Raw genomic sequence first — 20,065 nt, 5'->3', positions numbered from 1 at the left:
TCTTTTTACCCCTTCCGTGAGTCCCATCGTCTATGACGCTCTCGGAGGACGAACGCGAACGCATCGAGCGGTTCGTCTCGACGCCCCGGTACGAACGGACCCCCGAACAGCTCTGTCCCGAAGAAAAAGAGGAGTAGCTACTCTAACACCGCGAACTCCTCGTCGCGCTTTTCGACCAGATCGCGCTCGCGGAGCGTCCGCAGGATGCTGTACAGCGTGATCTTCTTCAGTTCCAGATCCGATTCGAGGTCGTCGAGCGACGCCGCCGCGGTTCGGAGGTAGAGATACACCAGCTTCGCGCGCGGCGACTCTAGTTCGGTCGGCAGTGCTCGGTCGCGTGTCGTCGGTCGTTGAACGCTCATCCTGATACTGGGAGCCAGTAGTTCGACGATAATAAACCCTGTCTACAACGATCGTCGAAAATCGGGGTCGGGCTGTCCGCCCTGTCGGGTGTCCCGAGCGGTGGCCGACCGTCACTGTCCTCTACGTTCGTACAGGCGGAGGCTTTATATGAAATCGAACGATAGACCTTCACAATGGCTCCGACGTCGGACGACGGCCTCGACCCCGAGGAGTTGGCCGCCCTGAGCCGCGACGATACGCCGGACGCTGGCGAAGGCTCGGCGCTGTCACCCGACGAACTCGACATCGAGGACGACGACAGCGTGGTCCAACTCGACAGCGGGCGGTACGTCGTCGGCACCGACGGCCGGCCCTCCGTCCCGGAGCAGTCGACCGACGAACTCGACCCCGCCCCGCGGGAGGCCGCCGACCGCTCGGTCGACGCCGGGCCGACCGACTCGGGCGCGGTCAAAGAGTGGCTCGAAGACGACCTCCAGGGGACCAGCGCCCGCTACGGCTTTCACGTCTCCGCGAAGTCCGACGACGCGGTCAGCCACCAGCAGATGTTCTCCGACGACGTCGGAACCGTGTTCGACAGCCTCCTGCGGTGGTACGCCCAACAGCTCACGACCGACACGGCGGTCGAGGACGTGCTCGGTATTCTACTGACCGAGTCGAACGTCCGGGTCAGATACTCGCCGTCGTGTCTCCAGGCCATCCTTCGGGCCTACGACCTCGGCCCGGACGACAGCATCGCCGACCTCGTCGAAGCGGTCCGCGAGGACCGCGGGATGGTGTTCCCGCCGGAGAACGTCTGAGATCGCCCCGATTATCATCTCCGAGAGCCGAGGCCGGGTTTTATGTCGTGGCGTTCTATGTTCGAAGTAGAGAGTATCATGCAGGCACAGGAGACCGACGGGACCGCCGAGGAAGTCCCCGTCGAAGCCCGGGACGTCGAGACCAAGCAGGTCGTGGAGTTCCGGCTCGGCGAGGACCATTGTGCGGTCGACATCGACGAGGTCGACAGTATCGTCGAGATAAAGAAGGTAACTCGGATCCCCCGGACGCCCGACTCCGTCGACGGGGTGATGGACCTCCGGGGTGAGACGACCGCGATCATCGACCCCCGGACGTTCCTCGGCGTCGAGGGCGAGGCTCCCGACTCCGACGAACAGAACGTCCTCGTGCTCGATCGGTCGGACGACAAACAGAAGATCGGCATCCGCGTCGACGAGGTGCTCGAAGTCGCGACGTACGCCGAGGACCGGATCGACACCGAAGAAGACCTCTCGAACCTCGAGACCCAGGGCATCTCCGAGCGCGTCTCGCGAGGCATCATCCGCAAGCCCGACGAGGCGGGGCTCGATCTCGTCGTGTGGATCGACATCGACGCGATCATCGACCAACTCCAATGACCTGACCGACCGACGGCGACGCGACTTCACGACTGATAATCGCAGGGGAGCATTTATTTCACCCCCTTTCAAACAACCGGTAGGTAACTGATATGGCACGCAACGTCTTGATCGTCGACGACTCGGAGTTTATGCGGAATCTGCTGCGAGAGATCCTCGAAGAGGAGTTCGAAATCGCGGCGGAGGCCGAAAACGGCGTCGAAGCGATCGAACTGTATCAGGAACACGATCCGGATCTGGTGATGATGGACATCGTAATGCCGATCCGAGACGGCATCGAGGCCACGACCGAGATCAAAGAGTCGAACCCCGACTCGAACATCATCATGTGTACGAGTATCGGCCAAGAAGAGAAGATGAAGGCCGCGATCAAGGCCGGGGCCGACGGCTACATCACCAAACCGTTCCAGAAACCGAGCGTGATGGACGCCATCGAAGACGTCATCTCAGCATGACGAAGGCAGTCGTCGTCGACGACTCGCACTTCATGCGGACGGTCATCTCCGATATCCTCGAAGACGCGGGGTTCGACGTGGTCGCGCAGGCCGGCGACGGCGAGGCGGGCGCGGCCGCCGTCGCCGAACACGACCCCGACGTGGTGACGATGGACGTCGAGATGCCCCGGATGGACGGCATCGAGGCGGTCGAGGAGATCATGGCGCGCAACCCCACGCCCGTGGTGATGCTGTCGGCACACACCGACGACGGCGCCGAAGCGACGTTCGAGGCGATGGAGAAAGGCGCGGTCGACTTCCTCGCCAAGCCCGGCGGGGAGGTCTCGACCGAGATCTCGGCCCACGGCGACGCGCTGGTCGAGAAGGTCCGGTCGGCCGCGCGGGCCGACCCCGCCTCCGCCGGCGACGTGAGCGCGACCGACGAGGTCGTAGCGGCCGACCACGAGTACGTCGAGAACCCGACGCTGATCGTCGGCGCCTCGACCGGCGGCCCGCGGATCGTCGAGAAGGTGCTCTCGGACCTGCCCCGGGACGCCGACCTCCGCGTGCTGATCGTCCAACACATGCCCGACGGGTTCACCGAGCGGTTCGCGGCCCGTCTCGACCGTCGGAGCGAGTACGACGTCTCGGAGGCCGAGGACGGGATGCGGATCGGGGGCGGCCAAGCGGTCGTCGCGAAGGGCGACTACCACATGGAGGTCGCCGGCTACGGCAACGGCCGGCTTCGGATCCGCCTCCAGCAAGAACCTCAACTTCACGGCGTGCGGCCCGCGATCGACGTGACGATGGAGACCGCGGCCGAGACCGTCACCGGTCCGCTCACCGGCGTCGTCCTCACCGGCATGGGGAAAGACGGCGCGGCGGGCATCGAGGCCATCAGCGCGGTCGGCGGCGCGACCCTCGCCCAAGACGAGGCGTCGTGCTCGGTGTTCGGCATCCCGGCCCGCGCCATCGAGACCGGCAGCGTCGACGACGTGCGGTCCGCAGACGAGATGGGGAAGGCGATACTCGACACGATCCGAGAGGACGGGTGAAAAGACATGGACGACTACTTACAAGACTTCATACGCGAGAGCGAAGAGAACGTCACAGAACTGAACAACTCGCTCCTCGAACTCGAAGACGACCCGAGCGACGAGGCGGCGATGGACTCGATATTCCGGACCGCCCACACGCTCAAGGGGAACTTCGGGGCGATGGGCTTTCAGGCCGAGAGCGACCTCGCCCACGCCATCGAGGACCTGCTGGACGAGATCCGGCAGGGTCGGATGGAGGTCGGCCCCCAGATCATGGACCTCGTGTTCGACGGCGTCGACGAGATCGACTACGCGCTCGATCAGATCGCCGAGGACGGCGAGTCCGACATCGACGCCGACGACACCATCGCCGAGATCCGGGACGCCATCCAGCGAGGCGGCGCACCGGGCGAGGAGGACGCGGCCGACGACCCGAGCGCCGACGACGAGTCCGACGGATCGGCCGACGACGCCACCAGTGACGGTGCGGTCGCGGAAGCGATCGCGGCGTTCGACGACCCCGAGACGCTCGCCGACGCGGACGGGGACGTTTTCCACGCCGACGTCGACATGGGCGATCCCGACATGAAGGGCGTCGACGGGATGTTCGCGCTCGAAGGGCTCTCCGAGGACCTCGAACTTCTCGGCACGACGCCCGAGGTCGACGCGATCAACGACGGCGAATACGACGACGGCTTCGACGCGTTCGTCGCGGCCGAGAGCGCCGGCGAGGTCGAGGCCGTGATCGAATCGGTCGGCAAGATCGCCGGCGGGACCGTCTCGGCGGTCGACGCCGACGCCGTCGGGGCGGCGGCCGAGGCGGCGGACGAGGAACCCGACGAGGCGGCCGAGGCCGACGACGAGGCGTCAAGCGATGGGGACGACGACTCGGAGGACGCCGACGCCGATTCCGAGTCCAGCGACTCCGACCGCGGCTCGAACGACTCCGGCCCGGACACCGAGCAGATCGAGGAGATCCAGACGGTCCGGGTCGACGTCGACCAACTCGACGACCTCCACGGACAGGTCGAACAGCTCGTGACCAGTCGGATCAAGCTCCGACGGTCGGTCGAGCAGGCCCAACTCGACAGCGCCGAGGACCACCTCGACGAACTCGACAAGATCACCTCCAGCCTTCAGGACACCGTGATGGACATGCGGCTCGTCCCGCTCAAGAAGGTCGTCGACAAGTTCCCGCGGCTGGTCAGAGACCTCGCGCGCTCTCAGGACAAGGATATCGACTTCGAGATGGAGGGGACCGACATCGAGCTCGACCGCACCATCCTCGACGAGATCAGCGATCCGCTGATGCACCTGCTTCGCAACGCCGCCGACCACGGCGTCGAGTCCCCCGACGAGCGCGAAGCGGCCGGCAAGCCCCGCGAGGGGAACATCCGACTGCGCGGGTTCCGCGAGCGCGACCGGGTCACGATCGAGGTCGAGGACGACGGCCGGGGCATCGACCCGGACGCGATCCGGGACAAGGCGGTCGAAGAGGACGTGATGACTCGCGAGGAGGCCGACGGACTCGACGATCAGGAGGCCCAAGAGCTCATCTTCCACGCGGGGTTCTCGACGACCGAGGAAGTGACCGACGTGAGCGGTCGCGGCGTCGGGATGGACGTGGTCCGGGACACCGTCACGCGACTCGACGGCACCATCGAGGTCGACTCCGAACCCGGCGAGGGGACGACTATCGGTCTCTCGTTGCCGGTCACCGTCGCGATCGTCAAGATCCTGTTCGTCCAGTCGGGCGACGAAGAGTACGGCATCCCGATCAAGAACGTCGACGAGATCCGCCGGATGGAGGACGTCAAGACCGTCGAGGGCGAGGAGGTCGTGACCCACGACGACACGGTCTACCCGCTGGTCAGGCTGGGCGAGGCGCTGAACGTCCCCGGCGAGACCAAGAACGGCGACGGGATGTTGGTTCGGGTCAAAGAGTCCGAGCGCCAGGTCGCGATCCACTGTGACGCCGTGAGTCGTCAGGAAGAGGTCGTCGTCAAGCCGTTCGAGGGCATCCTCTCGGGCATCCCGGGGCTGTCGGGTGCGGCCGTCCTCGGCGAGGGCGACGTGGTGACTATTCTGGACGTGGAGACGCTATGAGCGGAGCTGATTCGAACTTGAAGGTAGACATACGAAAGCTCACCATCTTCAATCAGATGGCAAAGGAGGGCGCGAACACCGTCGCTGACCATCTCAACCAGATGACGGGAATGGAGACCGAGATGGAGATCACGAAGATAAACTTCCTCGACATCGAGGACATCAAGACCCATGTCGGCCACGACAAACAGGTCGGCATCCACATCCAGCTCACCGAGTCCCCGCACGGGTACATCCTGTTCCTGTTCAGCGCTCGGAGCGCGAAGACACTGGCGTCGGGGATGCTGCCGGGCGACTCCGGTGGGTCGTCGAACGGCTTTTCCGACATGGAGAAGTCGGCGGTCCAGGAGATCGGCAACATCATGACCAGCGGGTTCATCGACGGGTGGGCGAACGTCCTCAACACGACGATCGACATCTCGACGCCGAAGTTCACCTACGGCGCGGGGTCGCGGATGGTCGAGAACCTGATGGGGAGCCGTCCGGATGAGATGGCGCTGGTGTTCGACTCACGGGTTCACGCCCGCGACGCGGACGTGGAGGTCAAGGTGTACACCTTCCCGGAGCTCCCCGAGCTCGTCGAGCTCATGAAGCAGATCGACATATGAAAGTAGACATCGAGGCGCTCGGATCGTTCAGCCGAACCGCCCACGACGGCGCCGAGCGCGCGGCCGAAAATCTCACCGGACTGACGGGGATCGAGACGACGGCCGACGTGACCGCGGTCACGCTCGCCCGCGAGGACAGCCTCGTCCGCGAGGATCGGGACCGCATCGGTGTGGTCGTGGACTTCGACGGCGAGATTTCGGGGGCGACGGTGCTGTCGTTCCCGCCACAGGGCGTCGAGACCGTGCTCGGGGCGCTGTTGCCGGGCGACGGCCTCGACGAGAGCGCAGTCCAGGAGGTCGGCAACATCGTCACCAGCGGGTTCGTCGACGCGTGGGCCGACCGGCTGTCGACCACCCTCGACATCACGCCGCCGACGTACGTCGAGGGAACAGACGCGGACATCCTCGAGGCGGCGTCGTTCGAGAGCGACCGCGCGTTCGTCTTCCGGAGCCGGCTGAGCGCGGTCGGCGAGGCCCTCGACTTCGAGTTCTACATGTTCCCCGACAACGATTCGATGACGCGGATGCTGTCGGACGGTAGCGGCGACGGCTCGGTCCCGCTCGCGAAGCTCTCGACGCTCCAAGAGATGGCCCAATCGGGCGCCGCGACCGCGGCTGACAGCGTCTCGGCGATGACCGGAATCGACACCTCCGTCGACATCTCCGAACTCCGATTCGCGCCGATCGAGTCCATCCCCGCCGAACTCAGCGACCGCCGTCACGTCGGTGTCGTGCTCGGATTCGGCGAGGGGCCTGACGGCTACGTCCTGATCCTGTTCGACGAGTCGTCGGCCAGAGCGGTCGTCGACGCGCTCGCGCCCGACGCGGCCGCAACCGACTCGTTCGACGAGATGGCCGAGAGCGCGATCCGGGAGATCGGGAACGTGATGACGAGTAGCTTCGTCGACGGGTGGGCGAACGTCCTCGACACGACCATCGCCATCTCGACGCCCCAGTTCGTCGACGACATGGGCCGGGCGGTCGCCGACTCGGTAGTCGCGCGGCTCGGCCAGCGACAGGCGTTCGCGTTCCTGTTCGACGCCACCATCCGGGCCGACGACCGGGCGTTCGACTGCGAGATCTACGCGATCCCCGAGGAGACCCAACTCGAGGCAACCCTCGACGACATCGATCCGGACGCCACGGCCGAACGCTCGACCAGAGCGGGGTCGCTGTGACGATGACCGCCGAGCGCCCGCTCCGGGGCGACGGGCCGCCCGACCGCGTTCGAGTCGGCGTCGCCGAGATCGGCGTCGCCGCCGCCGACACCGTCCTCACGACCAGCGGGCTCGGCTCGTGTGTCGGGATCGCGATCGGGGATCCCGCCGCGGGCGTCGCCGGGCTCGCGCACGTAATGCTTCCGACCCCGGCCGACGACGAGGCGCGACCGGCCAAGTCGGTCCCGACCGGAGTCGAGGCGCTGCTGGAGGCGGTCGCCGACGCGGGCGCCGACCTCGACCGCGTCGAGGCCAAGCTCGCGGGCGGCAGTCAGATGCTCGACTTCTCGGGGGTCGGCGCCGGCGTCGGCGAGCGCAACGCCGAGGCGGCTCGCGAGGCGCTCGCCGACAGGGGCATTCGCGTCGTGGCCGCCGACGTCGGCGGGAGCCACGGTCGGTCGGTTCGGGTCCACCCGCGGACGTGGACGCTCACGATCACCAGCGCGACCGACGGGGAGGTGGAGCTGTGAGCGACGACGCGTTCGACCGGCTGCTCCGGTACGTCGAGGACGAGCTCGACTTCGCCACCAGCTACTACGACAACGCGTATCTCGATCGCCGGGTCTCCTCGCGGATGCGACGGACCGACTGCGAGGAGTACGGTGCGTACCACGAGCTGTTGCGCGAGGACGAAGACGAACGCGAGGCGCTGCTCGACGCCTTCTCGGTCAACGTGACCAGCTTCTTCCGCAACCCCGACGTGTGGGCGGAGATCAGATCGGTTCTGCGGTCGCTGTCGGCCGAGAACCGTCGGGTCCGGCTCTGGAGCGCGGCCTGCTCGGACGGCCGCGAGCCTTACTCGCTGGCGATGCTGGCGCTGGACGACCCGGAGGTAGACGAGTCGAAGGTCGAGATAACCGCGACCGACATCGACCGCGAGATACTCGCGGCCGCGCGCCGAGGCGTCTACCAGAGCACTCGAACCACCGACATCGACGAGCAGCTCGCGCCGCTCGAGGAGTACGAGCGGTACGTCGAACCAGACGACGGCCGTTTCGAGGTCGCAGACGTCGTCAAGGACCTCGTCTCTTTCGAGCGCCACGACCTCATCAACGGCGATCCCAAGAGCGACTTCGATTTCGTCGTGTGTCGGAACCTGTTCATCTACATCGACGCCGAGCACAAGCTCCCGATCCTCGATACCGTCTCGAAGTCGCTCCGAAAGGGCGGGTATCTGGTGATCGGGAAGACCGAGACGTTGCCCGAACAGCTCAAGCCGTGCTTCGAACCGGTGGCTCGCCGACTCCGCGTATATAAGAAAACTGACGATATACCCATTCGGCGATGACGCACCGAAACGGGTCGTAGAACCGATTAGGATCCGGATTATTCCCCGTCATAGACAGTATCAGTACTGATAACTCAGGGGGAAGATTAATGTGGCGGAAGTCCGCTGTTGTCGGTAATGAAACTTCTCGGCCTCGGCGACCAGTTCGTCTACCTCCTCGGGACGGGCTTGGTCGGCATGGGTATCATGGACTTCATGGACGAGGAAGAGGGTGAGAACGCCGACGGCGACGGCGAAGACGACGACCTGTTCGGCGACGGAATGGGCGAGGAGATGGACGACGACTTCGGGGGGATGGACGACGGGATGGAGATGGACGACGACTTCGGGGGGATGGACGACGGGATGGAGATGGACGACGACTTCGGGGGGATGGACGACGGGATGGGCGGCGGTGGCGAGGAGTTCGGCATGGGGGGCGGCGGCGGAGGCGGCGGCGCCGCGACCCAGGAACTGGAAAACCGGATCGACGAGCTCGAAAACGAGGTCGCGGAGATCTCCTCGACCGTCGGGACGGTCCGAAGCGAGAACGAGCAGATCAGCGCCAAGGTCGACGACACCGAGGAGAACGTCCGCAAACTGCTCGAGATCTACGAGATGGTCACCCGTGGAGTCAACCCGTTCGTCGACGACGTCCAGGGCGGCGGCATGGGTGGCGACGGGTTCGACGGCGCGGGCGGTGGCGGCGGGAGCTTCGGCCTGTTCGACGGTGAGGAGGAGACCGAAGAGGAAGAGGACTTGGACGACGACGTGGCAGACGCCGAGGCCGAGAGTTTCTTCGAAGACGACTTCGAGGAGGAGGCCGACGATGAGTTCGAGGACGACTTCGAAGAGGAAGCCGACGAAGAGTTCGAGGACGACTTCGAGGCGGATGCGGCCGACGACCTCGGCTTCGACGATCCGGACGAGGGTATGGGTGACGACGCCTTCGGCGACGGAATGGACATGGACGGCGGAATGGATATGGGCGGAGATATGGACGACGACGGCGACGACGGTGGACAGGCCGGCGGTTCGACGTTCGCCGAACTGAAAGAGGAGTACGAGTCGGGCGACGCCGACTGGGCGAACGGCGAGGAGACCGCCTCGGAGGTCGACACAGAGGTGGAGCCCGAACCCGAACCCGACCCCGACCTCGACCCCGAGCCAGAGCCCGAACCAACCGTCGAGAGCGAACCCGACGACGGCGGCTTCGAATTCGAGGAGCCTGCCGACTCGACCGACACCGCCGAGACCGAACCGGTCGCGACCGAAACCCGACAGTCGGGACTCGACAGCAAGCCCTACCTCGCGGAGCTTCCGAGCGGCTACGTCGCGGACCTCGTGGTGATGGAGTGGCTCGAGTTCCTCGTGACGGAGTTCGGTCCCGAAGACGCGGTCCGGACGATCACCTACTACGGGGACATCGGCTGGGTCAGCGAGTCAGTCGAGGAAGAACTGCTGGCGTACGTCGGCGGGTTCGCCGACGTCGAGGAGGTCGATCCCGACGAGACCGGGCCCGCGACGCTCGCCATCGACGACCACATCCAAAGCCTCACCTTCCTGAGCCAGCTGACCGGCGATGCTGTCCAGCGGAAGATCGTCGAGCACTGCGCACAGATCCGTGGTGGGAGCGATGGGATTCAGCGTTAGCGGCGGGACGGTGGTCCTGTTCCTCGGCATCGTCATCAGCTTCGGGATGGCCTACACCGCGGCGAGCAACGGCCTCGAGCTGGTCAACGACGCCTACGAGGACAGCACCGACGACGAACTCGTCCGGGAGAACACGGACGTGAGCATCGGTCAAGCCTCGAATACGGGCTCGACGACGCTGAACGTGACCGTCGAGAACACCGGCTCGACGACCCTCTCGGTGAATGACACCGACCTTCTTATAGATGGAAACTACACCTCCCTCACGGACGAAAATATGATCACGCTGGACGTCGACGGCAACTCGGAGACGGACCTCTGGGTGCCCGGCGAGACCCTCCACATCGAGTACGATTACGGCTCCGATCCCGCTCCGAGCCGGGTGAAGATCGTCACCGAGCCGGGCGTCTCCGCGTCGGCGGGGGTGAGCTAAATGGCGAGCGTCTCCAGTTCCCACCTCATCCTGTTCATCGCGAGCCTGCTCATCGCGGCGAGCGTCGCGGGGACGTTCACGCAGGGCGTCCAGCGGCTGTCGTCGGCGCTCGGCGACCGGAGCCTCGATGTCTCCCAAGACGTCCGAACCGACGTCGAGATCATCAGCGATCCCGCGAGCACCGACGCGATTTACGACGACGGTAGCAACACGGTGACCGTGCTGGTGAAAAACACCGGGTCGTTGGATCTCCCCGCCGACAGTGACCAGATTGAAGTGCTGGTAGACGGCACGTATCAGGTAGACGTTACGGTGGAAGTCCTCGACGGCGAGGCGTGGCGGGTCGGAAACGTCGCTAGGTTGGAAATACCGCTCGACAGCGGGCTCGGCGCCGGCGACCACCGCGTGACCGTCATCGTCAACAACGACGAGGAGGTGCTTGAGTTCCGAACATGACACGAGACAATCTCTACTCGCTCGGCCTCGAAGACCACGACCGACTGAACCACGAACTCGGGGGCGGCATCCCCCGCGGCTCGATCATCCTCATCGAGGGCGACTACGGGGCCGGCAAGTCCGCGATGAGCCAGCGGTTCAGCTACGGGCTCTGCGAGACGGGTCACTCGGTCACGCTGTTGTCGACCGAACTCACCATCGGCGGGTTCATCGACCAGATGCACTCGCTGTCGTACGGCGTCGAGGACCACCTCCTCGACGAGCGCCTCCTGTTCCTTCACGCCGACGTCGACACCGGTAGCGGCCGGCGGCTCACCCGTCCGGACGAAGACGACGAGGGGAATCGCAAGGAACTGCTCAATCGGCTGATGAACGCCGAGGCGATGTGGAACGCCGACGTGGTCGTCATCGACACCTTCGACGCCATCCTCCGCAACGACCCCATGTTCGAGGCGCTCATTCGACAGAACGAGGAGCGTCAGGCGGCCCTCGAGATCATCTCCTTTTTCCGCGATCTGGTCTCGCAGGGGAAGGTCATCGTCCTGACGGTCGACCCGTCGACGGTCGACGAGGAGGCGATCGGACCCTTCCGGGCCATCGCGGACGTGTTCATGGAGCTTCAGATGGTCGAGGTCGGCAACGACGTACGACGGAACATCTCCGTCAAGCGGTTCGCCGGGATGGGCGAACAGGTCGGCGACACCATCGGGTTCTCGGTGCGCGCCGACGCCGGAATCGTCATCGAGAGCCGTAGCGTGGCGTAAGGACCACCATGACCGAACACGGGACCGCACAGATTCAAGACGACCTTCGGGAAGTCGCCATGCGCCGGCCCCACCTGCGGGACTACCTCAAGCGGTTCAAGCAGTTCACCGGGGAGTTCCCCCGACTCATCGACGAACCCTCCGACGAGTGGGAGGCCGACAAGCCGAACGTGATCTACCCCGTCGGCGGTCCCATCTACTGTCACATCTACGGCGACGTGGGTCAGGACACCGAGTACTACGCGGTCGAGCCCGACCTCTCGGGGACCGAACAAGAGCTGTTCGGCAACGTTCGGAGTCAGATCCTCGAACGGAGTGTGAACAAGCCCGCGCCCGCAAACGAGTCCGAGTACGACGACCGCATCGAGGAGTTGCTCGACGAAACGGTCGCGATCAACGACGGCGACGGGGGCGCGGGCCGAAGCGTCACCAACCTCTCGCCCCAGGAGATCCTCCAGTGGATCAAGGAAGTCTCGTACAACGACTTCAAGCAGGGCGTCCGGTCGTTCTCGACCGAGGACGTCGTCCGAACGGTCAAAGAGCTGACGAACATCGGCACCTACGAGGTCTCCGAGCAGACCTACGAGAACATCCGGTATCGGCTGAACCGCGACATCGTGGGGTTCGGGCCGCTCGAACCCATCATGCGCGACCCCGCAAACGAGGACATTCACGTCATCGGCCCCCACGAGACGTACGTCGACCACGGCACGTTCGGGATGTTGGGAACCAGCGTCGACTTCGGGACGCCCGAGCAGTTCGACAACTGGCTCCGAAACATGGGCGAACGCATCGGCGACCCGGTTTCTGACTCCGACCCCATCGTCGACTCGACGCTGCCCGACGGGTCGCGTATCAACATCATCTACTCCGACGACGTGAGCCTGAAGGGCCCGAGCCTCACCATCCGGCAGGGCGAGGGTACGCCGCTGTCGGTCGCCCAGATTACCAAGTGGGGGACGCTGTCGCCGAAGCTGGCGGCGTACCTCTGGCTCTGTCTGGAGAACGAACAGACCGTGTTCGTCGTCGGGGAGACGGCGTCCGGGAAGACGACGACGCTGAACTGTATCATGTCGTTCATCCCGCGGGACTCGAAGATCTACACCGCGGAGGACACCGCCGAGGTCCTGCCGCCCCACGACACCTGGCAGCAGTTGCTCACTCGGGAGGGCGGCGGCGAGGATTCCTCGGACGTCGACATGTTCGACCTCGTCGCGGCCGCGCTCCGGTCGCGCCCCGACTACATCATCGTCGGGGAGGTGCGTGGCGAGGAGGGTCGAATGGCGTTCCAGGCGGCCCAGACCGGCCACCCAGTGATGCTGACGTTCCACGCGAGCGACATCGTCTCGATGATCCAGCGGTTCACCGGCGACCCGATCAACATCCCCGAGACGTTCATGGACAACGCCGACGTCGCGCTGTTCCAGAACCGCGTCAAGCAGGGCGACGACGTGTTGCGCCGGGTCACGTCGGTCCAGGAGATCGAGGGCTACTCGAAGGAGATGGGCGGGGTCGTCACCCGACAGGCGTTCTACTGGGACCCCGTCGAGGACGAGATCGTCTTCCAGGGGATGAACAACTCCTTCGTGCTCGAAGAGCAGATCGCGACCCTGCTCGGGTACGAGAACACCCGCGACATCTACAACGAACTCGATTTCCGGGCGGAGCTGTTCGAGCGCATGATCGAGGAGAACATCCTCGGCTACCACGAGGTCAACGAAGCCATCGAGGCGTTCCAGCGCGACGGCGTCGATGGGCTCCCGTTCGACATCCACCGGTCGTTCGACTAGTCGGAGTCTGCCCTATACCGATTGCGGTCTGTCTGTGGGTTTCGGCGCCCGAGCCCCGCTCGCACCGTGTTTTGGATCGACGTTCCCGGCTTACAAGATTTATGACGGTGGGGCCTAAATCCCGCGAACACGACTCGACTCTCGACGACCATGGCAGGCACCGAACAACCCGCGTCGAACGCGAAAGACCTCCTCGCAGGCTTCGCCTCCTCGACGGTCGAGTCCTACCAGCAGATGGAGACGCCAGTCTCCCGGTACCTCGCGGTGGTCGTCGGGCCGTCGATCCTGTTTTTCGTGCTCAGCGTCGCGGTCTTCGTCATCACCGACTTTCCCCTACTCGTCTCGGTGCCGATTCCGCTGCTCGGAACGCTCGCGCTGGTCGTCGCGGTCATCTACCCCAAGATCCTGCGCGATCAGAAGCGCAAGGAGATCGAGGATCGCCTTCACCTGTTTATCACCCACATGACGATCCTCTCGACCGCGAACATCGACCGCGTCGAGGTGTTCCGGACGCTCGGTGAGGAAGAGGAGTACGGCGCGCTCTCCGAGGAGATGCGCCGGATAACGCAACTGGTCGACACCTGGAATCAGAGCCTCGACGACGCGCTCCGAATCCGAGCGGACAAGTCACCGAGCAAGCCGTTCGCCGACTTCCTCGACCGCCTCGCCTACACCATCAACGCCGGCCAGGAGATCCAGGACTTTCTGCTGAGCGAGCAGGACGTGGTCATCCAAAACTACGTCACGATCTACGAGGGTTCGCTTCAGAACCTCGAAGTGATGAAAGACCTCTACCTCTCGATGGTGCTCTCGGTGACGTTCGCGCTCGTGTTCGCTACGGTTCTGCCCATCCTGACCGGTACGAACCCGACGATGACGGTCGGAGCCGTTGTATTGCTGTTCGCGTTCGTTCAGACGGGTTTCCTGCTGCTGATCCGGAACACCGCCCCGTACGATCCGGTGTGGTTTCACCCCGAGCACCGGACGACCGGCTCGGAGTGGCGGATTCGCATCGCCGTCGCGGTCGGCGTGGTGCTCACGCTCGTGGCTATCGCCGTCTGTCTGCTGGTGTTGATGGGCCAGACCGGCATCGACCCCGACTCGATCCCGCTGCCGTTCTTCGCCGCGATCCCGACCACGCCGCTTTTGATCCCGGGTATCGTCGTCCGGAGCGAAGAAGAGGAGATCAAGGAGCGCGACGAGGAGTTCACCAGCTTCATCCGGGCGCTCGGCGCGACCGAGACCGCGAAACAGAGCACGACGACGAAAGTTCTCGAGAGCCTGCGCGGCAAGAACTTCGGCGCGCTGACCGACAACGTCGACGACCTCTACAAGCGGCTCAACATGCGGATCGAAGCGGAACTGGCGTGGCGCCACTTCACGGCCGAGTCGCGGTCGTACCTCATCCAGAAGTTCAGCGAGATGTTCCTGATCGGCCGCCAGATGGGTGGCGATCCGAAGAAGCTGGGCGAGCTCATCTCGAGTAACATGAACGAGGTGCTTCAACTCCGGGAGCGGCGCACCCAGTCGACGGTGACGCTCATCGGCGTCCTCTACGGCATCACGGCGGCGTCGACGTTTGCCTTTTTCATCGGACTCGAAATCGTCGATGTGCTGGCAGGGATGTCGATCGGACTGAATACCGCACAGTTCGACTTCGGCACCATCATCCACACTGAGGTGTACGATATCCAGACCATCGAATACCTGTTGTTGATTATTATCCTGCTCAACTCCATCCTGTCGTCGCTGATGATCCGGATCGCCGACGGCGGTCACAAGGTCAACACCTACGTCCACTACGTGTTGTTGACCTGGGTGTCGAGCGTGATCGCGGTGTTCACTCAGTTCGTCGTGGGCTCGTTCCTGAACGTCTGACCGGCGGCGAACCGAAAAAATATGTACATCCTGTTCGAATGTCCGTCCAACGAGACGGCCGACTCGCCGGGTCTCGACCAACCATGTCCGAAAAGGTCATCGCCGACTTCGTCGCGCGCTTCACCCTCGACACGTTCGACACCCCCGAGCCCGTCCGGGGTCGCATCGTGTTGAGCAAAAAGCGGCTGGTGATGGCGACCGACGACTCCAAGACCACGATCCCCCTCACGGCGATCTTCGACGTCAACGTCGGCCACGTCCCCGGCGACCTCGAATCGTTCTTTCAAGACACCATCACGATCGCGTACCGTGACGGCGACGCCCGGCGGACGGCGGTCGTCGAGGCTGGCTCCGAGGAGGTCTCGCGGTTCAAGACCGTCTTGTTCAAGGCCGAGCTCACCGGATCGAAGGCGAAAGTCAAACACCCCGCTCGGGTGGGCGGTCGAGTGACCGACGCGACGTTTCGCCCCGCCAAGCTCCGGATCGCGCCCGGAACGGTCCGGTTCGAGGGACCCGGATCGATGACCGTCGAGCTCGCCAACGTCACCTACTTCCAGAAAGAAGAACGTGAGAGCGAGCAGGTGATCGTGTTGCGCCACGCCGAGGAGGGCCAGTCGGTCACCTCGGAGTTTACGCTCCAGAGCGAGCGCAAACTCAACCTGCTCGGCCGATACCTCCGGCTGGAGTACTCCGAACTCGCCCGCGAGGTCGAAGACGTCGAGCTCTCGGAGGACGCGATGGAGGCGCTGGTCGCTATCTACTCCGGCGCGACCAGCGGGGACCTCGCCGGGATGTTGGGGCTCGACTCGAGTCAGGTCACGATGGTCCTCAACGACCTCACGGACGAGGGGCTAATCGAGGAGGGCCAGAAGGGCGTGTCGCTGACCGCGCAGGGGCAGTTGGTCGTCAGCGACCGCATCGAGTCGGTCAACACCTGAGGGCCCACCGCTCGTCGCCCCACCGATACAGAGCGGACGCCCGCGATCCCCAAACGTAGCGAAACGGTTACTTCCGTCCGCGCTAAACATGACAAAGACACCGCGATACGAACTGACGACCGTGGAAGGGTAGCTCAGTGGTAGAGCGCCACCGGTTTTCCGGTGGCAGCCCGACAGGCTTCGCGTGGTTCGACTCCCGCCCCTTCCGCTCTCGTGACAACTCGCCCGGCACGCACCGTCGAGCGAGACTCGCTTCTCGCGGCGCGCGGACGAACTCCATCGGTGAGACGGCTTCTCGCGGAACGCCGCGTTACCGGGGGCCGATCGGCTCGCGCGGCAGGGGCTCGTCGTCTTTGAGGTCCGCGGCGATCTCGCCCATCGTCTCGACGGTGAGCGGCGTCCGGTCTCGGACCGCGGCGAGGTGTTCGAGGATCGCCCTCATCCGGTCGAAGTCCCGCTCGTCGGTCAGGTTGTTCGGATGGAGCCACATGTGGAACACGCCGTCGCCGGTCGACGCCCGGTCGATACCTCGGCGGGCCATCTCGACGACCGGATCGCCGGTCGCCCGTTCGACCGCCGAGCGCGCTCGCCCCTCGAAGCCGAACAGGTAGAGCGACGCCGGCACGTTCACCAGTCCGTACTCGTCGATCTCCGGGATGACCATCGTGGGCGAGACCGCGCCGGTCGGCCAGCCCAGGAGCTTCGCGGCCGACCCGAGCGGGCCGCGGTCGTACCACCGTCTGGGTTTGGTCCCTCGGTAGGACGTGACGCCGTAGGCCGCAAGCACGTCCCGGTGACCGACGTAGTTTCGGGGGAAGACGACCGAGTCGACCGAACTGCCGCGGTCCTCGGCGATCTCGACGCACTCGCGCATCTCGGCGGCGGCGATCTCGCGGGTCGTGTGCCCGAACTCGACGTGCGAGAAGGTGTGGCTCCCGATCTCGTGGTCCGCGTCGGCGGCCTCGATCGCGTCGACCAGCTTCGAGCCGTACCACCGGTCGTCGCGGCCCTCCCAGCTCCCGGGGTCGCGCTCGAACCAGCCGTCGGGGGTCGGGTGGCCGGCGTGCTCGCCGTCGCAACTGTCGAGCATGAGGTGGCCTACCACGGCCCACGTCGCGGGCACGTCGAAGTCGTCGAACAGTTCCAACAGCCCGAGCCACGACTCGCGAGCCGCCGAGACCCGGTCCTCGGCCAGTTCGTCGTGATCGTGGAAGCCCCACGCGAGTTCCGCATCGAGCGAGAGTACGACAGACCCCATCGTAGCGAATCTATCGGAGCCTCGGCGAGTAAATCGGTCCGACCGTTCAGAAGCGTTCTCCACGGTAATCGGGTGTTTCCTACTCGACGGTGACGCTCTTCGCGAGGTTTCTCGGCTTGTCGATCGGTCGATCGAGCAGGTCGGCGGCGTAGTACGACAGCAACTGGAGCTGGACGTTCGCCAGCACGCCCGCCACGTCTGGATGGGTGTCCGGGATCGTCAGCACGTCGTCGGCGTACTGGCGGGCGCCGTCGGCGTCGCCGCGGGCGATCGCGACCACGGGCGCGCCCCGCGCCTCGGCCTCCTTGACGTTGCCCAGCGTCTTCTCGTCGTTCCGACCGGTGAACACCGCGAAGACCGGGGTGTCGGGGGTCACCAGCGCGAGCGGCCCGTGCTTGAGTTCGCCGGCCGCGAACCCCTCGGCGTGCTCGTAGGAGATCTCCTTGAACTTCAGCGCGCCCTCCAGGGCGACCGGGAACACCGATCCGCGACCGATGAAGAAGTAGGCGTCGCTGTCGCGGTACTCCGCGGCGACCCGTCGGGCGCTCGTGTAATCGAGGATCTGCTGGACGTGGCCCGGTAGCTCCGAGAGTGCCTCGAGGCGCTCGCGCGCGCCGTCGGTCCGGGTGCCGGTCACGTCCCGGACGAGTCGCTCGCCGAGCAGCGCCAGCGACACCACCTGCGAGGAGAACGTCTTGGTCGCGGCGACGCCGATCTCGGGGCCCGCGCGGATGAACAGCGCGTCGTCACACTCCCGTGCGGCGGTCGAACCGACGACGTTCGTGACCGCGAGCGTCGGCGCCCCGCTGGCGGTGGCCTGCCGCAGGGCCGCCAGCGTGTCGGCGGTCTCGCCGCTCTGGGTCACGCCGATCACCAGCGTCTCCTCGTCGACGGGTGGCTGTGCGGTCGCGTATTCGCTGGCGAGAAACGCCTGGGCCGGGACGCCGCCTTCGGAGAGGAACTGGGCGCCGACCAGCCCCGCGTGGTACGAGGTGCCACAGGCGACGAACTGGACCCGCTTCACGCCCTCGAAGGTCCCCGGCGGGAAGTCTTCGAGGTGGATCTCGCCGGTCGCGGGGTCGGCCCGCCCGCGGAGGGTCTGGCGGAGCGCGGCGGGCTGTTCGTGGATCTCCTTGAGCATGTAGTGGTCGTAGCCGCCTTTCCCGGCGTCTTCGGGGTCCCAGTCGACCGTCCGGATCGCCCGGTCGACCCGCTCGCCGTCGGCGCTCGTGATCCGGTGGCCGTCGGGCTCGACGACGACCACGTCGCCGTCGTCGAGGTAGACGACGTCGTCGGTGAAATCGAGGAACGCGGGCACGTCGCTCGCGAGGAAGTACTCGCCGTCGCTGACGCCCAACACCAGCGGCGACCCCCGACGGGTCGCGTACACCGCGTGGTCGTGGCTGGTGATCATCGCCACGGCGTAGCTCCCCGACAGCTTCTCGATAGTCCGCCGAAACGCGGTCTCGGGGTCGTCACCGTCGTCGAGCGCCTCCTCGACGAGGTGGGGGACGACCTCGGTGTCGGTGTCGCTCGTGAACTCGTGGCCGCGGTCGGCGAGTTCGGATTTGAGCTCGTCGTAGTTCTCGATGATTCCGTTGTGGACGATCGCGACGTCGCCGGTGCAGTCGGTGTGGGGGTGGGCGTTGGCATCTGTCGGCGGCCCGTGGGTCGACCACCGCGTGTGACCGATGCCGAGGCCGCCGTCTGGCACCTCGTCGGCGAGAGCCTCCTTCAGGTGGGAGATCTCGCCCTCGCGTTTGACCACTTCGGGTCCGCTACCGTTCTTTACCGCCAGCCCGGCCGAGTCGTACCCCCGGTACTCGAGGTTCTCGAGTCCGGTGAGCAACTCGTCGACCGCGCCGTCGTTACCGCCGATACGGGCGATGATACCACACATTAGTGAGCCCCCGTCGAGTTCGTTCCTGTCATAGTTGAGTTCGTCGCGACACGGCGTTCGCTCGGGACGGCGTCCCGCGGTCTGTCGAGCGGCAGTCGGCTAGGGTGTCCGTAGTTCATATCCATCACACGTTGTGTCGTCCAGACCGCCCCGAAGAACGGGGAGCGGGCGATACTCCAGTGGAGGCGTCGGCTCCCCTTTGTTATACGCCTGCTGACCCGGTCGTAGGCGCTGATACGCTCGACGTAGGACCGACTTAAGCTCCGGACGCCCGCCCGAGCGCCGATTCGTCCCGACACCGGGCTGACCGTTCGGGATCGCCTTCCCGGTCAGATGTGTGCGCCCACGTTTCGGGTACCGGACGCTTACCGAGCCACAAGAGGGGGGTAACAAAATATCGCGTGCTGGTTAGTGTCGACGATGACACGGACGCAAGCGGTCGTCCTCGCGGCGGGTGAAGGCACGCGGATCCGCCCGCTGTCGGCGTCGCTCCCGAAACCGATGTTGCCGGTCGCCGACCGGCCGCTGGCCGCCCACGCCGCGGCCGCCGCCGTCCGGGCCGGCGCCGA

At 65.4% G+C, this 20,065-nt stretch carries 20 protein-coding genes and 1 tRNA gene; 18 read left to right on the top strand and 3 right to left on the bottom strand.

Annotated elements, in window-relative coordinates; all coding sequences use genetic code 11:
- Positions 1-137 precede the first annotated feature (137 nt).
- Complete coding sequence (locus tag EPY72_RS15095; protein ID WP_135806969.1) at positions 138-362, bottom strand: TrmB family transcriptional regulator; 225 nt, start codon at positions 360-362, stop codon at positions 138-140.
- A 174-nt stretch (positions 363-536) separates the two neighbouring features.
- Here EPY72_RS15095 and EPY72_RS15090 point away from each other — a divergent pair, with 174 nt between their 5' ends.
- From EPY72_RS15090 to EPY72_RS15010, 17 genes are all read left to right on the top strand, one after another.
- Entirely contained in the window at positions 537-1,160 is a 624-nt protein-coding gene (locus EPY72_RS15090) for a DUF7500 family protein (protein ID WP_244605598.1), read from the top strand.
- Between the two features lie 57 nt (positions 1,161-1,217).
- Positions 1,218-1,757 carry a chemotaxis protein CheW gene (locus EPY72_RS15085; protein WP_244605597.1) on the top strand — a complete coding sequence of 180 codons (540 nt, stop codon included), beginning with the start codon at positions 1,218-1,220 and terminating at the stop codon, positions 1,755-1,757.
- A gap of 92 nt (positions 1,758-1,849) precedes the next feature.
- On the top strand, positions 1,850-2,212 hold the full coding sequence (gene cheY, locus EPY72_RS15080) for a chemotaxis protein CheY (RefSeq protein ID WP_134671932.1): 363 nt from the start codon (positions 1,850-1,852) through the stop codon (positions 2,210-2,212).
- On the top strand, positions 2,209-3,246 hold the full coding sequence (gene cheB, locus EPY72_RS15075; protein ID WP_135806968.1) for a chemotaxis-specific protein-glutamate methyltransferase CheB: 1,038 nt from the start codon (positions 2,209-2,211) through the stop codon (positions 3,244-3,246). The genes cheY and cheB overlap by 4 nt, the downstream gene beginning before the upstream one ends.
- A 6-nt stretch (positions 3,247-3,252) precedes the next feature.
- The gene (cheA, locus tag EPY72_RS15070; protein ID WP_135806967.1) at positions 3,253-5,334 is read left to right on the top strand and encodes a chemotaxis protein CheA; all 2,082 of its coding nucleotides are present in this window, start codon (positions 3,253-3,255) and stop codon (positions 5,332-5,334) included.
- Positions 5,331-5,942: a chemotaxis protein CheC gene (locus EPY72_RS15065; protein WP_134671935.1), complete on the top strand. Its 612-nt coding sequence runs from the start codon at positions 5,331-5,333 to the stop codon at positions 5,940-5,942. Before cheA ends, EPY72_RS15065 begins: the two co-directional genes overlap by 4 nt.
- Entirely contained in the window at positions 5,939-7,120 is a 1,182-nt protein-coding gene (locus EPY72_RS15060) for a chemotaxis protein CheC (protein ID WP_135806966.1), read from the top strand. Before EPY72_RS15065 ends, EPY72_RS15060 begins: the two co-directional genes overlap by 4 nt.
- 2 nt (positions 7,121-7,122) lie before the next feature.
- Positions 7,123-7,629, top strand: a complete 507-nt coding sequence (locus EPY72_RS15055) for a chemotaxis protein CheD (protein ID WP_135806965.1) — start codon at positions 7,123-7,125, stop codon at positions 7,627-7,629.
- Positions 7,626-8,447: a CheR family methyltransferase gene (locus tag EPY72_RS15050; RefSeq protein ID WP_135806964.1), complete on the top strand. Its 822-nt coding sequence runs from the start codon at positions 7,626-7,628 to the stop codon at positions 8,445-8,447. Before EPY72_RS15055 ends, EPY72_RS15050 begins: the two co-directional genes overlap by 4 nt.
- Before the next feature lie 117 nt (positions 8,448-8,564).
- A complete protein-coding gene (locus EPY72_RS15045; RefSeq protein ID WP_244605596.1) occupies positions 8,565-10,079 on the top strand; it encodes a FlaD/FlaE family flagellar protein in 1,515 nt (504 codons plus the stop codon).
- Positions 10,063-10,512: an archaellum stator protein ArlF gene (locus tag EPY72_RS15040; RefSeq protein WP_134671939.1), complete on the top strand. Its 450-nt coding sequence runs from the start codon at positions 10,063-10,065 to the stop codon at positions 10,510-10,512. Before EPY72_RS15045 ends, EPY72_RS15040 begins: the two co-directional genes overlap by 17 nt.
- The gene (locus tag EPY72_RS15035) at positions 10,513-10,968 is read left to right on the top strand and encodes an archaellum stator protein ArlG (RefSeq protein WP_134671940.1); all 456 of its coding nucleotides are present in this window, start codon (positions 10,513-10,515) and stop codon (positions 10,966-10,968) included.
- A complete protein-coding gene (locus EPY72_RS15030) occupies positions 10,965-11,732 on the top strand; it encodes an archaellum protein ArlH (protein ID WP_134671941.1) in 768 nt (255 codons plus the stop codon). Before EPY72_RS15035 ends, EPY72_RS15030 begins: the two co-directional genes overlap by 4 nt.
- Before the next feature lie 8 nt (positions 11,733-11,740).
- Positions 11,741-13,522, top strand: coding sequence for a type II/IV secretion system ATPase subunit (locus EPY72_RS15025; RefSeq protein WP_135806963.1), 1,782 nt, complete (start codon positions 11,741-11,743; stop codon positions 13,520-13,522).
- Positions 13,523-13,672: 150 nt separating this feature from the next.
- The gene (gene flaJ, locus EPY72_RS15020) at positions 13,673-15,400 is read left to right on the top strand and encodes an archaellar assembly protein FlaJ (protein WP_135806962.1); all 1,728 of its coding nucleotides are present in this window, start codon (positions 13,673-13,675) and stop codon (positions 15,398-15,400) included.
- An 83-nt stretch (positions 15,401-15,483) separates the two neighbouring features.
- Positions 15,484-16,338, top strand: coding sequence for a CheF family chemotaxis protein (locus EPY72_RS15015; protein ID WP_135806961.1), 855 nt, complete (start codon positions 15,484-15,486; stop codon positions 16,336-16,338).
- Between the two features lie 123 nt (positions 16,339-16,461).
- Positions 16,462-16,546 (top strand) — tRNA-OTHER (locus tag EPY72_RS15010).
- A 102-nt stretch (positions 16,547-16,648) separates the two neighbouring features.
- Here the strand turns inward: EPY72_RS15010 and EPY72_RS15005 are convergent.
- Together EPY72_RS15005 and glmS are read right to left on the bottom strand one after the other, a co-directional pair.
- Positions 16,649-17,596, bottom strand: a complete 948-nt coding sequence (locus EPY72_RS15005) for a polysaccharide deacetylase family protein (RefSeq protein WP_135806960.1) — start codon at positions 17,594-17,596, stop codon at positions 16,649-16,651.
- A gap of 79 nt (positions 17,597-17,675) precedes the next feature.
- Positions 17,676-19,496, bottom strand: a complete 1,821-nt coding sequence (gene glmS / locus EPY72_RS15000; RefSeq protein ID WP_134671946.1) for a glutamine--fructose-6-phosphate transaminase (isomerizing) — start codon at positions 19,494-19,496, stop codon at positions 17,676-17,678.
- 420 nt (positions 19,497-19,916) lie between these two features.
- Between glmS and EPY72_RS14995 the strand changes: the two genes are divergently transcribed.
- A partial coding sequence (locus EPY72_RS14995) for a nucleotidyltransferase family protein (RefSeq protein WP_168216054.1) occupies positions 19,917-20,065 on the top strand: 149 nt, incomplete at its 3' end.

The sequence above is a fragment of the Halorussus marinus genome (genome assembly GCF_004765795.1).
Lineage (GTDB): Archaea > Halobacteriota > Halobacteria > Halobacteriales > Haladaptataceae > Halorussus > Halorussus marinus.
The sequence above is the reverse complement of the archived record's forward strand: the minus strand, read 5'-3'. Positions and strand labels throughout refer to the sequence as shown.